Consider the following 14,668-nt stretch of genomic DNA (forward strand, 5'->3'; position numbering starts at 1 on the left):
TCGACCTTGTGCGGCAGCGAGAACGACAGGAACGTGCCGCCCACGAACACCGCGAACGCCCCGTACAGCGGCCAGCTCGGCCCGATCAGATGCAGCCCGGCCCCGATCGGCGCCGCCGCCCCCGTCGCCAGCAGCCCCGACAGCGTCACCCGGGAATTGGCCTTCACCAGGGAGATCCGCGGCGGCAGCAGCCGCGGCACCACCGCGCTGCGCACCACCCCGTACGCCTTCGACGACACCAGCACCCCCAGCGCCGCCGGATACAGCTCCAGCCCGCCGCCGGCCACCGCGCCGGACATCATCACCGCCAGCACCGCCCGGGCCAGCATCGAGCCGGCCATCGCCGCCCGGCGGCCGTGCGGCACCCGGTCCAGCAGCGGCCCGACCACCGGCGCGAGCAGCGCGAACGGCGCCAGCGTGACCGCCAGGTAGAGCGCCACCCGGCCCCGCGCCTCATGGGTCGGCACCGAGAAGAACACCGTCGAGGCCAGCGCGACCGTGATCATCATGTCGCCCGCGGAGTTCACCGCGTGCAGTTCGATCAGCTTGGCCAGTCCCGATTCGCCGGCGCCGTGGGCGTGGGTGGCGCGGCGCAGCCCGCGGGCCGCCCCCGTGAACGGCCGGTGCAGCGCGCGCCCGGCCGACCGGCCCGCCCGGCGGGCCCTCGACACCCTCGACGCCCTGACGGCAGCCACCCGGCCATAGTGCCCCAACTCGCCCAGGAGCGGGTGCTTCCTCCCACCCGCCGGGCGGGGCGCACGGCGGACCCGCGGCCGAACTCATGGCGGCGAAGAACCTCCCACCCGCCGGGCGGGGCGCACGGGCCGCCAGCCGCTGCCCATGACATTTGCCGCTCCCGCCGAAGGGTCGTACACCTTTGAAGGGGTAGCGTGTGCAGAGCGCCACCGGCGGTCTGTTTCGGCCGCGTGCCTCATCGCATTGCGATCCCGCAGAATGGGAAGCAAGAGGTGCGCTCGACCGAACGAACCAGCCGGGCGCGGACGTCGACGCGGTCCCCAGGTCCGCTCCGCCCGCCCCGGTCCCCGCCGGTCGTCCGGACAGGACCAGGACAGCTCCGGCTGGCGCGCTCGTGAGACGGCGTGGAAGAGAGAATCGATTCTTGTGAGTGCTGCGATGCGAAGCCGTACCCCTGACCGCCTGTGCGCCGAGGCGGTCGACCTCGCCCGTGCGGCGGCCGAGGAGGCCGCGATGCCCGGCATGGTCGGCGCGCACATCGACGCGGTCGCCGACGGAGACCGCGTCGTCACCCACCTCTTCGCCTGCGAGGAGCCCGGCTACCGCGGCTGGCGCTGGGCCGTCACCGTCGCCCGCGCCTCCCGCGCCAAGGTCGTCACCCTCGACGAGTCGGTCCTGCTGCCCGGCCCCGACGCGCTGCTGGCCCCGGAGTGGGTGCCCTGGAGCGAGCGGCTGCGCCCCGGCGACATGGGTCCCGGCGACCTGCTGCCCACGGAGGCCGAGGACCTGCGGCTGGAGGCCGGCTACAGCGGCGAGGACCAGCCGCCGCCGAACTCCGTGGTCGCCGAGGGCATGGCCGCCGAGATCGCCGACACCGAAGAGGCGGACGTGCTCCCCGGCTCGCCCGCGGCCCAGCCCGCCCCCGCGCGCGGCAGCATCGCCGCGGTCGCCGAGGAACTGGGCATGGCCCGCGCCCGGGTCCTGTCCCGCTACGGCCTGCACGCCGCCGCGGACCGCTGGGAAGAGGCGTACGGCCCCAAGACCCCGATGGCCCAGGCGGCCCCCGCAACGTGCATGACCTGCGGCTTCCTCACCCCGCTCGCCGGCTCCCTGCGGCAGGCGTTCGGCGTCTGCGCCAACGAGTTCGCCCCCGCGGACGGCCGGGTCGTCTCCCTCTCGTACGGCTGCGGCGCGCACTCCGAGGCGGCCGTGATGCCGAAGCCGCCGAAGCCGGCGGAGCCGGTGCTCGACGAGACGGTCGTCGAGCCGGTGGCGCTGCGTCCGGAGCCCGACGGCGGCTCGGTCGAGGACACGGGGCCGGCGGAGGAACTGGGCCACAGCTAGGCGCTCGCCGCTGGGGCTGCTTCCCACGTTGTCGGGTGCGGCGCCGTGCGGGTTGCTCGCCGTCGGCGAGGGTTGTTTGAGGTGGGGCCCCTGGTGAGTGGTGGGTGCCGGGTCCGGGTCCTCCGGGGTGGGCGCGCGGACTGCTTCGCTTTACGTCCGCACACCCACCCCGGAGGACCCAAACCCTCCCGTACGTTTCCGGGACCCCACCTCGGTGGGGGTGAGGGAGGGGCCCGGTGGGGGCGCACCTCGTCTTGGCCGTGAGCCGCCCGTACCCCCCCGTCTTTTCCTTCTCCCCACCGGGCGGGACTGCCTCACCGGGCGGGAGGGGGTGGGCCGGAGGTGGTGGGTTGCCGGACGTAAAGCGAAGCAGTCCGGCAACCCACCACCGGAGGTCCGCCCCCGGCACCCACCACCCGGCGAGCGGCGGGCCCCGCCCGAACCACAGACCTCGCCAACGGCGAGCAACCAGCACGGCGCCGCACCCGACAACGTGGGGCGATACCGTCGGGGCAGAGTCGCTTGGACGAGGGAGACGAGAAACGTGGCCGGTACGCCATGGGTGCGAGGCGCGGAGGAAGGGGCCGACCCGTTCGGTACGGCCCGGCTGCGGCGCGGCGTGCTGGACGCCTGGGCCGCTTCGCCGGCCCGGTTCCGTGAGGACGCCAACGCGGAGGAGGACCTCGCGCTCGGCGGCTACCGCGACCGGCTCGTGGTGGAGCTGGCCCAGAACGCGGCGGACGCGGCGGCGCGCGCCGGCGTCCCCGGCAGGCTCCGGCTGACCCTGCACGCGGCCAACGGCGGGGCCCCCGCCGTCCTGGTCGCCTCCAACACCGGCGCCCCGCTGGACGCCACCGGTGTGGAGTCGCTGTCGACGCTGCGCGCCTCCGCGAAGCGGGAGAGCAGTGTGGCGGCCGGTGCGGTGGGCCGCTTCGGCGTCGGGTTCGCCGCGGTGCTCTCGGTCAGTGACGAACCGGCGCTGGTGGGACGGACCGGCGGGGTCCGCTGGTCGCTCGCCGAGGCCCGCGAGCTGACCGCGCAAGTGGCCGCGCACAGCCCCGGCCTGGGCGGTGAACTGCGCCGCCGCGACGGGCACGTACCGCTGCTGCGGCTGCCGCTGCCCGCGGAGGGCGGCGCGCCCGAGGGATACGACACGGCGGTGGTGCTGCCGCTGCGCGACGGTGCCGCGCAGGACCTCGCCGAGCGGCTGCTGGCCGGGATCGACGCGGCGCTGCTGCTGACGCTGCCGGGGCTGTCCGAGGTCGTCGTCGAGACGCCGGAGGGCGTACGGGTCCTGACGAGGCGTCAGGAAGCTGGCCGGGTCCTGATCGAGGACAGTGAGCGCGGTGCCACCCGGTGGCGGGTGGCGAGCGACGGCGGGCCGCTGGACCCGGCGCTGCTGGCGGACCGCCCGGTCGAGGAGCGGCTGCGGCCGGCCTGGTCGGTGACCTGGGCGGTGCCGGTGGACGAGGCGGGCGCACCGGTGCGGCCGGGGACGGCGCCGGTGGTGCACGCGCCGACGCCCACCGACGAGCCCCTGGGGCTTCCGGCGCTGCTGATCGCCTCGTTCCCGCTGGAGCCGACCCGGCGCCATGTCGCGCCGGGCCCGCTGGCGGACTTCCTGGTGGGCCGGGCGGCGGCCACGTACGCGGCGCTGCTCGGTGACTGGCGGCCGGTGTCGGTCGGCACGCTCGACCTGGTGCCGGGGCCGCTGGGGAAGGGGGGGCTGGACGGCGAACTGCGGCGGCAGGTACTGGAGTTGCTGCCCCGGGTGCGGTTCCTGCCGAGCGCCGGGATGCCGGCGGAGGGGGCGCCGGAGGAGGCTCCGGAGGCCGCCGGGGGGCCCGCGGACCGCGAGTGGGACGCCGGTGACGGCGGCGCCGAGCGGTACGTACTGCGGCCGGTGGATGCCGAGTTGGTCGAGGGGGCGGGTGCGGCGACGGTCGCGGTGCTGGCCGAACTCTTCCCGAGCCTGCTGCCGGCCGGGCTCGAACGGCGGCCGGAGCTGCGGTCGTTGGGTGTCGCGCGGGTGCCGATCGGCGAGATGATCGACCGGCTCGCCGGCGTCGAGCGGTCGCCCGGGTGGTGGTGGCGGCTCTACGACGCGCTGGCCGGTACCGACCCGGACCGGCTCAGCGGTCTGCCGGTGCCGCTGGCGGGCACCGCGGGCCAGGGTCCGGGCGGCGCCTACGGCACCGTGCGCACCACCATCGGGCCCCGCCAGGTGCTGCTTCCGCTGCCGGGCGGCGACGAGGGCGCCGCGGACCGGCACCGTACGCTGGCCCGCCTCGGGCTCAAGGTCGCGCACCCGGACGCCGTGCACCCCCTCCTGGAGAAGCTGGGCGCCACCCCCGCGGCGCCGCGTGCGGTGCTGACGACACCCCAGGTGCGGGCGGCGGTGGCGAACTCGCTCGACGCCGACGAGGACGCCTACGACGTCTTCGAGGACGAGCTGGGCGTGGGCACCGGTGTGCCGCTGGGGACCGAGGAGCTGGCGGAGACGGTCCTGGGGCTGGTGCGGGACGCCAACCTCGGGCCCGGCGACGAGCCCTGGCTGGCCGCGCTGGCGCTGCCCGACGAGGACGGCGAGCCGGCCCCCGCCGGCGAGCTGGTCTTCCCCGGCAGCGCATTCGAGCGCGTCATCCGTGAGGGTGAACTTGCCGCCGTCGACGCGGAGTTGGCGCGCCGCTGGGGCGAGCAGCCGCTGACCGCGGTCGGCGTGCTGGCCGATTTCGCACTGGTCCGCGCCACCGACGTCGTGCTGGACCCGGACGAACTGGAGCCGCGCGACGGCGACTTCGCCGAACCCGACGACGCCGGGCTGCTGGACGCGGTCGACGTCTGGTGCGAGGACATCCTCGACGGCCTGCCGGAGACCCCGGTGCCCCCGGTCGTCACCGAACTGGTCGCGGTACGCGACCTGGACCTGGTCGACGACGACGCCTGGCCGCAGGTCCTCGCCATGCTCTCCCGGCCGCCGCTGCGGGACGCCCTCACCGCTCCGGTGCGGGTGCTGCTCCCCGACGGCACCACCGAGTCCGTGCGCCCGTACACCGCCTGGTGGCTGCGCGGCCACCCGGTCCTGGACGGGCGCCGCCCCGCCGGTCTGCGCTCGGCGGGGGGGGGCGCGCTGCTGGCCGGGCTGTACGAGTCCGCGGACGCCGGCGAGGTCGACGCCCAGGTGCTGCGCGCCCTCGGCGTGCGCACCTCGGTCGCCGCGCTGCTCGACGAGCCCGGTGGCGCCGCCGAGCTGCTGGCCCGCCTCGCCGACCCGGAGCTGACCGTCGGCGCGTCCCAACTCCACGCGCTCTACGGCATGCTGACCGACCTCGACCCCGATCAGGTGACCCTCCCGGACGAGCTGCGGGTGGTCGTCGACGGGGTGCTCCAGGTGGCGGAGGCGGCCGATGCTCTGGTCGCCGACGCCCCGGATCTGATGCCGCTGGCGGCCGGCCTGCCGCTGCTCCCGGTCCGCCCGGAGCGGGCCGCCGAACTGGCCGAGCTGTTCCAGGTGCGCCGGCTGAGCGAGGCGATCTCCGCCGAGGTCCGCTCGGAGGGCGTCCGGCACGACGTCCCGGAGGCGGTCCGCGCCCTGCTCGGCCCGGCCACCCCCGCCGACTATGTCGAGCACGAGGAACTGCTGGTCGGCGACGGATCGGAGGGCACCGCCGAACTGGACTGGCGCCGGACCCCGGACGGCACCCTGCACGCCGCGACGCTGGAGGGCGTCGCCGCGGGCCTGGCCTGGGCCGCCGGCCAGTGGCCGCGCCGCTTCGAGGTCGCGGCCCTCCTGGAGGACCCGGACCGGCGCGACGAACTGGCGCGGGCACGGTGGTTCGACTGACCGGCCGGCCGGACGGACCCTAGGGGCCTGACCCACCGGGCAGGCCCCTGGGCCCTGTCGTCGGACTCCCGCCTGCCTGCCGACGCCCGGCACGTGCCCCCACCCTCGAACCGGCTTCGCGCGGCTCGGGCGGGGGACCCCCTTCGCCGCACCGGGCAACGACCCCGGTACTCCAGTACAGGGGTCGTCGCCCGGCACGCCGAGAGCACGCACCGGACGCCGCCCGGCCCGCCTCGGGCGGACGACGGGAGTTTGACGACAGGGCCCAGGCGCACAGGCCGGCATAGCGGGCCGCCTGCTGGGGTCCCGCAGCTGGCCGGCGTCGGCCGCCTGACGTACCGGCGCATCGCCCCGTACAGCGCCGCCGCGGCACTGCTTTGGGCGGCTGCGGAGGCGGGTACGGGATATCTGGCGGCGGCCTCCGCGGGGTGGCCGGGGAGCCGGGTGGCCGGCCGGTGCGGGTATCGGTGACCGCCGGCCGGACATCTCCGGTCATGTCGGCCCGCTGGGGATTCGGAACCGAAAAAGAAGATATGGCCGTGGGGCCGGGTGTGGACAATTTCTGGTTGTTTCCCGGGGCTTTTGTGTGCCGCTCGCCGCGTGCGCACAATGCGCGCGGGGATTCGTTTCCCGTTGGTGAAGGTGCAGTTCGGAGGCCGTAAAAAACCAGGCGGGAAGTTGCCTGCGAGTCCGCGGGCGTGCTTGCATCCAGCCAGTGCACAAGCCGTCAGAACGGCCACCCTGCCAGGGTGTTGGACGGCCTGCCGAAATTCCAAGAAATTGTGAAGGGAAAAGCGCCAATGCGTAACGGCTTCACCCCTGAGATCGACGCCACGGAGATTTCCGACAGCGAGCTGGACAACATATCCGGTGGCCTGGCCACCCTCGGTGGCGAGATCGCCGGGCACGGCCTCGTCGTGCACGTCGGCGAGCTCGGCGGCGGCGAGCACCACGGCCACCACGGCCACCACGGGATGCACGGCGGCCAGCTCGGCGGCGGCCTGGTGTCGGTCAACACCATCGGTCTCTGACGCAGCGTCCGCGGTCGGCGGGTCGTGCGGAACCCCGGGACATCCTGTTCCGGGGTTCTTGTGATTCCGGTGAAAACTGGGACGTCTTGAGCGTGCTCGTCCTCAACACCTCCATGGGCTGGGGAGGTTGACCTACCGCGCCAGAGGTCCGGGTCCCTGCCCCGACGCTTCGGCCTACGCCGGGAACCGCCGCCCCACCCACCGCCACACCACCTCCAGCAGCACCGCCGCCACCGCCGCGATCGCCACCGCCGCCCACGGCATCGTCGTACCGACCAGCCGCAGTTCGAAGAAGCGCTGGAGCCAGGGCGTCACCAGGACGATCAGGAAGCCCAGCCCCATGACGAGGACCAGGCCGATGCGCCACCAGGTGTACGGGCGGGCGATGATCGCCAGGACCCACAGGGCGATGAGGAAGAGCGACAGGGTGGCGGCGCTGGTCTGTGCGGGGAGGGCGTCCGGCCCGGTGTAGTGGATGCGGGCCAGCAGGTAGGTGCCGAAGGCCGCGATACCGGCGATGAGGCCGGACGGGATGGCGTAGCGCATCACCCGGCGCACGAAGTGCGGGCGGGCGCGCTCCTTGTTGGGGGCCAGGGCGAGGAAGAAGGCGGGGACGCCGATGGTCAGGGTGGACAGCAGGGTGAGGTGGCGCGGCAGGAACGGGTACGGGATCTGCGCGCAGGCGACCAGGATGGCGAGCAGCACCGAGTAGACGGTCTTGGTCAGGAAGAGGGTCGCCACGCGGGTGATGTTGCCGATCACGCGCCGGCCCTCGGCGACGACCGAAGGGAGCGTGGCGAAGCTGTTGTCGAGCAGCACGATCTGGGCCACCGCACGGGTCGCCTCGGAGCCGGAGCCCATGGAGACGCCGATGTCCGCGTCCTTGAGGGCGAGCACGTCGTTGACGCCGTCGCCGGTCATCGCGACGTGGTGGCCGCGCGACTGGAGGACGGCGACCATGTCCCGCTTCTGCTGGGGGGTGACCCGGCCGAAGACCGCGCCCTCCTCCAGGGTCGTGGCCATCGCGTCCGGGTCGTCGTGGGGCAGCTTGCGGGCGTCCACCGGCGAACCGGCGCCGGGCAGGCCCAGTTTCGCGGCCACCGCGCCCACCGAGACCGCGTTGTCACCGGAGATGACCTTGGCCTGGACGCCCTGCTCCGCGAAGTAGCGGAGAGTGTCGGGGGCGTCCGGGCGCAGCCGTTGCTCCAGCACGACCAGCGCGGCGGGGTCCACGTCGCGGGCGACGTCGGGGTGGTCCAGCGGCCGGTTCGCGCGGGCCAGCAGGAGGACCCGCAGCCCCTGGGCGTTGCGGTCGTCGATCTCGGGCAGCAGCCGGTCGCCCTCGGGGAGCAGGACGTCGGGGGCGCCGAGCAGCCAGGCCGACCGCGTGCCGCCGGTCTCCTCGAAGGCCGCGCCGCTGTACTTCCGGGCGGAGGAGAACGGGAGGGTAGCGGTGCAGCGCCAGGAGTCCAGGGGCGGGTACGCGTCGATGACGGCCTGGAGGGAGGCGTTGGGGCGGGGGTCCGAGGCGCCGAACGCGCCGAGTACCCGCTGCACATGGACCGGGTCGGCGCCGCCCAGCGGGCGCAGCTCGCCGACGTCCATCCCGCCCTCGGTCAGCGTGCCGGTCTTGTCCAGGCAGACGACATCGACCCGCGCCAGTCCCTCGATGGCCGGCAGCTCCTGGACCAGGCACTGCTGGCGGCCGAGCCGGATGACGCCGATCGCGAACGCGACCGAGGTCAGCAGTACCAGCCCCTCGGGGATCATCGGCACGATCCCGGCGACCATCCGGCGGACCGCCTCGTCGCCGGCCAGCCCCAGGGTGAGCAGATGGCTGAGGACGAGGCCGAGCGCGGTGGGGACCATCATCCAGGTCACGTACTTGAGGATCCGGCTGATGCCGGTCCGCAGTTCGGAGTGGACCAGGGTGAACCGGCTGGCCTCCTCGGCGAGCTGGGCCGCGTACGCCTCCCGGCCGACCTTGGTCGCGGTGAACGCGCCGCCGCCCGCGACGACGAAGCTGCCGGACATCACCGGCTCGCCCGGCTTCTTGACCACCGGGTCCGCCTCACCGGTCAGCAGCGACTCGTCGATCTCCAGGCTGTCGCTCTCCAGCACCTCGCCGTCGACGATGACCTTGTCGCCGGGGCCGAGTTCGATGACGTCGTCGAGGACGACCTCGGAGGTGGGGATCTCGGCGGCGACCCCGTCGCGGCGCACCGTCGGCCGGGCCTCGCCGATCAGCGCCAGGCTGTCCAGGGTCTTCTTGGCGCGCAGCTCCTGGATGATGCCGATGCCGGTGTTGGCGACGATGACGAAGCCGAACAGCCCGTCCTGGAGCGGGCCGATGACCAGGATGATCGCGAAGAGCACGCCGATGATGGCGTTGAACCGGGTGAAGACGTTGGAGCGGACGATGTCCGCGGTCGAGCGGGAGGACCGCACCGGGACGTCGTTGACCTCGCCCCTGGCCACCCGCTCCGCGACCTCCGCGGCGCTCAGCCCGCGCGGGGCCGGCACCCGGCCGCCGCGGCCGGCGGATCCGCCGTGCTCGGGTTCCTCGACTTCGGTCTTCGCCCGGTCCGTCATGACCTAGACGTTACGGGCGTAATGCCCGATTCACCCGCCGAGTGGCGGGCGGAACGACATCCCGTGGTCCGGGAGGGCGGTCAGTCGGCGTGCGACGCTGCCGCCGCCGCGGCGCGCTTGATGGCCGCGTCCCGCTTGCGGACGTACCAGACGCCGAGCAGGCCGAGTCCGCCGCCGGCCAGGCAGGTCCACAGGAACCAGGTGTGCCCGTGGTCGGCGTACCAGCTGTAGAAGGGCAACTGGCCGAGGAAGAGCACGAACCAGATGACGGTGCCGCCGGTGATCGTGCCGACGACGGGACCTTCGAGGGGCGCCGGGGCCTCGCGGAGTTCGGACTTCTTCCACATGGGGCTCAGCTTACGGGGCCGTTCCCGGGGCCGGCCAGCGCCCGCCCGGCCCGTGCGGGCGGCATCTACGCGCGGAGATAGCGATCAACGGATTGTTTATTCATACTGAACCTTTCTGGAACTGACCGGTTCGGATCGTTGCTTCCTCCAATCTGATCCCTCCAAGCTGATCCAGTTCATTGGTTCCGATCGCCGTCTGTGCGTGTTCCCGGCCCTCGGGCCCGCGCGCCCGCCCCGGCCCGTACGACTGAGGTCCCGCATGTCGCCCTCGACCCCTACGCCGGTCGACACCCTGATGAGTCCTGGTTCGCAGCCGCCGAAGAACGGGCTGGACCGCTTTTTCAAGATCTCCGAGCGGGGCTCGACCGTCAGTCGCGAACTCCGCGGCGGACTGGCCACGTTCTTCGCGATGGCCTACATCATCGTGCTGAACCCGATCATCCTCGGCGCCGGCGTCGACAAGTTCGGGCACCACCTCAACAACGGCCAACTGGTCACCGCCACCGCGCTGATGGCCGGTCTCGGCACGATCCTGATGGGCGTGATGGGCAACGTCCCGATCGCCATCGCCGCCGGCCTCGGCATCAACGCCGTCGTCTCGCTCCAGCTCGCGCCCAAGATGAGCTGGCCGGACGCGATGGGCATGGTGGTGCTCGCCGGTCTGGTGCTGATGATCCTGGTCGCCTCGGGGCTCCGGCAGCGGGTGATGGACGCGATCCCCAACGGATTGCGGCGGGCCATCGCGATCGGCATCGGCCTGTTCATCTCGCTGGTCGGGCTGGTCGACGCGGGCTTCGTGTCCCGCAATCCGGACGCCGCGCACACCACCGTCCCGATGGGCCTGGGCCAGGGCGGTCAGCTCAAGGGCTGGCCGGTGCTGGTGTTCGTCCTCGGCCTGGTGCTGATGTTCGTGCTGACCGTGCGGAAGACCAAGGGCGCGATCCTGATCGGGATGGTCACCATGGCCGTCGTCGCGATCATCATCAACGCGGTGGCGAGCATCCCGGACACGTCCTGGGGCCTGGCCGTCCCGAACGTGCCGGACAAGATCGTCGGTGCGCCCGACTTCGGGCTGATCGGCCACATCAGCCTCTTCGGCGGATTCAAGGAAGTCGGCGTGCTGACCGGCTGCCTGTTCGTCTTCACCGTGCTGCTGTCCGGCTTCTTCGACGCGATGGGCACCATCATCGGCGTCGGCGAGGAGGCCGGGCTGCTGAACAACGAGACCGGCAACCTGCCGAACATGGGCCGGATCCTGATGGTGGACGGCATCTCGGTCGCCGGCGGCGGCTTCGGCTCCGCCTCTGCCAACACCTGCTTCGTGGAGTCCACCGCCGGCGTCGGCGAGGGGGCCCGCACGGGCCTGGCGAACCTGGTGACCGGCGGGCTCTTCCTGCTCGCGCTGATCTTCACGCCGCTGGCGACCGTCGTGCCCTCGCAGGCCGCGACGCCCGCGCTGCTGGTCGTCGGCTTCCTGATCACGGCCTCGAACGTGCGGGACATCGACTGGGGCGACTTCACCATCGGCATCCCGGCGTTCCTGACGATCATCTCGATGCCGTTCACCTACAGCATCACCAACGGCATCGGCATCGGCGTGCTCGCCTTCATCCTGCTGCGGACGGCGACCGGCCGCTTCAAGGAGGTCCCGTGGCTGCTGAACGCGGTGGGGCTCTGCTTCCTGGTCTACTTCCTGCTCAACCCGATCGAGCAGGTGCTGGGCGTCAGGTGACCCGGGCCGGACGGGCCCTTGGGGCGCGACCCGTCACGTCGATCCGGCGGCCGGCCCCCAGCAGCCCAGCCGCTCGGTCTCGTCGACCGACGTCTTGAACCGTTCGTCGAAGTCATCGCGGATGAGCGTCCGGACCACATAGTCCTGGACGCTCATTCCGCGTTTTGCCGCGTGCTGCCGAATGCGCTCCAGCAGCTCCCCGTCCACGCGCAGGCTGAGCACTCTCGATCCCATACGGACACGGTCCCCGCGCCAGGTGGTCAGGTGTGTCCGTTTCCGTGGCGTCCTCACTCATATGGGTGATCCGGTGTGCGATCCGTCGTGGCCGTGAACCGACGCTTTACTTAGAGAGGGTAATGAGTTATGCTAACGACCATGCCGGAACTGTCCAACGGCGACGACGCTGACGCCGTGAACGCGCTGCGGTCCGCCGTCATGCGTCTGTCCCGCCGTCTGAAGCACCAGCGGGTCGACGAGTCGCTGAGCCCGACCGAGATGTCGGTGCTCGGCACCCTCGCCCGGTGCGGCCGGGCCACGCCCGGCGAACTGGCCCGCAAGGAGCATGTGCAGCCGCCGTCGATGACCCGCATCGTGGCGATGCTGGAGGCCAAGGGACTCGTCCGGCTCGAAGCACATGCCGACGACCGCCGCCAGAAGGTCGTCACCCAGACCGAACAGGCCGAGGCGATGCTCGAGGAGAGCCGCCGCAAGCGCAACGCCTGGCTCGCCGACCTGGCCTCCGGGCTGGACGCGGACGAGTGGGCGAAGGTGCGGGCCGCCGCGCCCGTACTGGAGAAACTCGCACAGTTGTAAGGAACCAGGCCGAGGAGGCGAACCCACTTTGAGTACGGGATCCGGAGCACACTCCGCCCCCGCACCGAACTCCCACAACGACACGGTCACCGACGACGCGACCGCGACCACCCAGGGCCAGGGCCCCACCCACGCCCCCGGTATCGCCGCAGGCCCCGCCGCCACACCGCGCAAGGGCACGTTCAGCTCGCTCCGCATACGCAACTACCGCCTCTTCGCCACCGGGCAGGTGGTCTCCAACACCGGCACCTGGATGCAGCGCATCGCCCAGGACTGGCTGGTGCTCAGCCTCACCGGCTCCTCCGGCGCCGTCGGCATCACCACCGCCCTCCAGTTCCTCCCGATGCTGCTCTTCGGCCTCTACGGCGGTGTCCTCACCGACCGCTTCGCCAAGCGCAAGCTGCTCCTGTTCACCCAGTCCGCGATGGGACTGACCGGCCTCGCCCTCGCCGTCCTCACCCTCAGCGGCCATGTGCAGGTCTGGCACGTCTACTTGGTCGCCTTCCTCCTCGGCCTGGTCACCGTCGTCGACAACCCGGCCCGGCAGGCGTTCGTCTCCGAGATGGTCGGCCAGGACGAACTCCGCAACGCCGTCAGCCTCAACTCCGCCAACTTCCAGTCCGCCCGGCTCATCGGGCCGGCCGTCGCCGGCGTGCTGATCACCGCCCTCGGCAGCGGCTGGGCCTTCCTCTTCAACGGCCTCTCCTTCATCGCGCCGATCACCGGGCTGCTGATGATGCGCACCGCCGAACTCCACAAGGTCGACCGGGTCCCGCGCAGCAAGGGGCAGCTGCGGGAGGGCCTGCGCCATGTCTCCGGCCACCCCGAGCTGATCTGGCCGATCGTCCTGGTCGGCTTCATCGGGACCTTCGGCTTCAACTTCCCGATCTGGCTGACCGCGTTCGTCTACAAGGTCTTCCACGCCGGGGCCGGTACGTACGCCCTGTTCAACGGGCTGATGGCGGCCGGCTCGCTGATCGGGGCGCTGCTCGCCGCACGGCGGGCCGGCTCCCGGCTGCGGATGCTGGTCGGCGCGGCGCTGCTCTTCGGCCTGTTGGAGATCGCCGCCGCGCTGTCCCCGTCCTTCTGGATCTTCGCGGCGCTGCTCGCGCCCATCGGGCTGGTCGGCCTGACGATCAACGTCACCGCCAACTCCAGTGTCCAGATGGCCACCGACCCGGCGATGCGCGGCCGGGTGATGAGCCTGTTCATGATGGTCTTCATGGGCGGTACGCCGCTCGGCGCGCCGGTGGTCGGCTGGGTCACCGACGCGTACGGCGCCCGGATCGGCTTTCTCACCGGCGGGGTGGTCTCCATGGCCGCCGCGGCGCTGGTCGGCCTGGCGCTGGCCCGGGTGGGCGGACTGCGGCTGAAGATCGACCTGCGGCGCGGTCACCGGCATGTGGCGTTCGTCCCGCGGGTCGGCCCGGGGGAGTCGCCCGCGGAGCAGGAACTGGCCGCCGTGGCCTGAGCGGCCGGTGACCGGTGGCTGGTGGCCGGTGATCGGCGACCGGTGATCTGTGGGGCGGGCGGCGCGGAAAGCGGCCGCGCCGCCCGCCCCTGGGCAACACTGGCCCCATGAGACTCTTCGCCGCCGTGCTGCCGCCCGCCCCCGCCATCGACCAACTGGCCGCGGAAGTGGCCCTGTTGAAGCGGCTGCCGGCCGCCGACCGGCTGCGCTGGACCGGGCACGACGGCTGGCACTTCACCCTCGCCTTCTACGGCGAGGTGGCCGAGGACCTGCTCCCCGGCCTCCACGAGCGGCTGGCCCGCGCCGCCCACCGGCACGACCCCTACGGGCTGCGGATCGCCGGCGGCGGCCGGTTCGCCGACCGGGTGGTGTGGGCCGGGGCGGACGGCGACCGCCCCGCCATGCGCCATCTCGCGGACTCCGCCGCGGCGGCCGGCCGCCGGGCGGGTGTACGGATGGAAGAGCACCGCCCGTACACCCCGCACCTCACCCTCGCCCGCAACCGCACCGGCGGGCTGGACCTCGCCCCGTACGCCGCCGCCCTCGCCGACTTCGCGAGCAGCCCCTGGACGGTCGCCGACCTCGCCCTGGTCCGCAGCCACCCGCCGGCTCCGGGGCCCGGCAACCAGCCCCGCTACGAGGCGGTGGCGTCCTGGCGACTGGGCGGCTGAAGCCCGGCATCGGCCGCCGGTTACGCTCAAAGGGTGGATCCCAAAACCCGTAACCGGATCATGTCCGGTCTGCTCGCCGTGCTGCTCGTCGTCGTGGTCGTGGCGGCGGCGCCGCACCGACCTGCGT

General features: G+C 72.9%; 10 protein-coding genes and 1 pseudogene. 7 read left to right on the forward strand and 4 right to left on the reverse strand.

What is annotated here, in order from left to right; translation table 11 throughout:
* Positions 1–695, reverse strand: a pseudogene (locus RZ84_RS41520) (MFS transporter); the annotation flags it as partial.
* A 439-nt stretch (positions 696–1,134) separates the two neighbouring features.
* Between RZ84_RS41520 and RZ84_RS21510 the strand changes: the two are divergent.
* The 3 genes from RZ84_RS21510 to RZ84_RS21520 all read left to right on the forward strand — a co-directional run bounded on the left by RZ84_RS21510 (position 1,135) and on the right by RZ84_RS21520 (position 6,915).
* A complete protein-coding gene (locus tag RZ84_RS21510) occupies positions 1,135–2,040 on the forward strand; it encodes a DUF3027 domain-containing protein (protein WP_043265651.1) in 906 nt (301 codons plus the stop codon).
* Positions 2,041–2,584: 544 nt separating this feature from the next.
* A complete protein-coding gene (locus tag RZ84_RS21515; RefSeq protein ID WP_078894046.1) occupies positions 2,585–5,884 on the forward strand; it encodes a sacsin N-terminal ATP-binding-like domain-containing protein in 3,300 nt (1,099 codons plus the stop codon).
* A gap of 800 nt (positions 5,885–6,684) precedes the next feature.
* Entirely contained in the window at positions 6,685–6,915 is a 231-nt protein-coding gene (locus RZ84_RS21520) for a hypothetical protein (RefSeq protein ID WP_043265653.1), read from the forward strand.
* Between the two features lie 174 nt (positions 6,916–7,089).
* Here RZ84_RS21520 and RZ84_RS21525 read toward each other — a convergent pair whose 3' ends face one another.
* On the reverse strand, positions 7,090–9,507 hold the full coding sequence (locus RZ84_RS21525) for an HAD-IC family P-type ATPase (protein WP_043265654.1): 2,418 nt from the start codon (positions 9,505–9,507) through the stop codon (positions 7,090–7,092).
* A gap of 80 nt (positions 9,508–9,587) precedes the next feature.
* Positions 9,588–9,854, reverse strand: coding sequence for a DUF2530 domain-containing protein (locus tag RZ84_RS21530; RefSeq protein WP_043265655.1), 267 nt, complete (start codon positions 9,852–9,854; stop codon positions 9,588–9,590).
* A gap of 259 nt (positions 9,855–10,113) precedes the next feature.
* Here RZ84_RS21530 and RZ84_RS21535 point away from each other — a divergent pair, with 259 nt between their 5' ends.
* Positions 10,114–11,586 carry an NCS2 family permease gene (locus RZ84_RS21535; RefSeq protein WP_043265656.1) on the forward strand — a complete coding sequence of 491 codons (1,473 nt, stop codon included), beginning with the start codon at positions 10,114–10,116 and terminating at the stop codon, positions 11,584–11,586.
* A gap of 33 nt (positions 11,587–11,619) precedes the next feature.
* Here RZ84_RS21535 and RZ84_RS21540 read toward each other — a convergent pair whose 3' ends face one another.
* Positions 11,620–11,820: a ribbon-helix-helix protein, CopG family gene (locus RZ84_RS21540; RefSeq protein ID WP_078894050.1), complete on the reverse strand. Its 201-nt coding sequence runs from the start codon at positions 11,818–11,820 to the stop codon at positions 11,620–11,622.
* Positions 11,821–11,961: 141 nt separating this feature from the next.
* Here RZ84_RS21540 and RZ84_RS21545 point away from each other — a divergent pair, with 141 nt between their 5' ends.
* The 3 genes from RZ84_RS21545 to thpR all read left to right on the forward strand — a co-directional run bounded on the left by RZ84_RS21545 (position 11,962) and on the right by thpR (position 14,541).
* Positions 11,962–12,399: a MarR family winged helix-turn-helix transcriptional regulator gene (locus RZ84_RS21545; RefSeq protein WP_043265658.1), complete on the forward strand. Its 438-nt coding sequence runs from the start codon at positions 11,962–11,964 to the stop codon at positions 12,397–12,399.
* Between the two features lie 28 nt (positions 12,400–12,427).
* On the forward strand, positions 12,428–13,870 hold the full coding sequence (locus tag RZ84_RS21550; protein WP_043265659.1) for an MFS transporter: 1,443 nt from the start codon (positions 12,428–12,430) through the stop codon (positions 13,868–13,870).
* A gap of 107 nt (positions 13,871–13,977) precedes the next feature.
* A complete protein-coding gene (gene thpR / locus RZ84_RS21555) occupies positions 13,978–14,541 on the forward strand; it encodes an RNA 2',3'-cyclic phosphodiesterase (protein WP_043265660.1) in 564 nt (187 codons plus the stop codon).
* The last annotated feature ends 127 nt before the right edge of the window (positions 14,542–14,668 follow it).

The sequence above is a fragment of the Streptomyces sp. CT34 genome (genome assembly GCF_000805335.1).
Classification (GTDB): Bacteria; Actinomycetota; Actinomycetes; order Streptomycetales; family Streptomycetaceae; genus Streptomyces.

Excerpts from the sequence above, each read along its gene's own strand:
- thpR (WP_043265660.1), top strand. The coding sequence starts at position 13,978 with ATGAGACTCTTCGCCGCCGTGCTGCCGCCCGCCCCCGCCATCGACCAA.
- RZ84_RS21545 (WP_043265658.1), top strand. The coding sequence starts at position 11,962 with ATGCCGGAACTGTCCAACGGCGACGACGCTGACGCCGTGAACGCGCTG.
- RZ84_RS21540 (WP_078894050.1), bottom strand. The coding sequence starts at position 11,820 with ATGGGATCGAGAGTGCTCAGCCTGCGCGTGGACGGGGAGCTGCTGGAG.
- RZ84_RS21510 (WP_043265651.1), top strand. The coding sequence starts at position 1,135 with ATGCGAAGCCGTACCCCTGACCGCCTGTGCGCCGAGGCGGTCGACCTC.
- RZ84_RS21530 (WP_043265655.1), bottom strand. The coding sequence starts at position 9,854 with ATGTGGAAGAAGTCCGAACTCCGCGAGGCCCCGGCGCCCCTCGAAGGT.
- RZ84_RS21525 (WP_043265654.1), bottom strand. The coding sequence starts at position 9,507 with ATGACGGACCGGGCGAAGACCGAAGTCGAGGAACCCGAGCACGGCGGA.
- RZ84_RS21535 (WP_043265656.1), top strand. The coding sequence starts at position 10,114 with ATGTCGCCCTCGACCCCTACGCCGGTCGACACCCTGATGAGTCCTGGT.
- RZ84_RS21520 (WP_043265653.1), top strand. The coding sequence starts at position 6,685 with ATGCGTAACGGCTTCACCCCTGAGATCGACGCCACGGAGATTTCCGAC.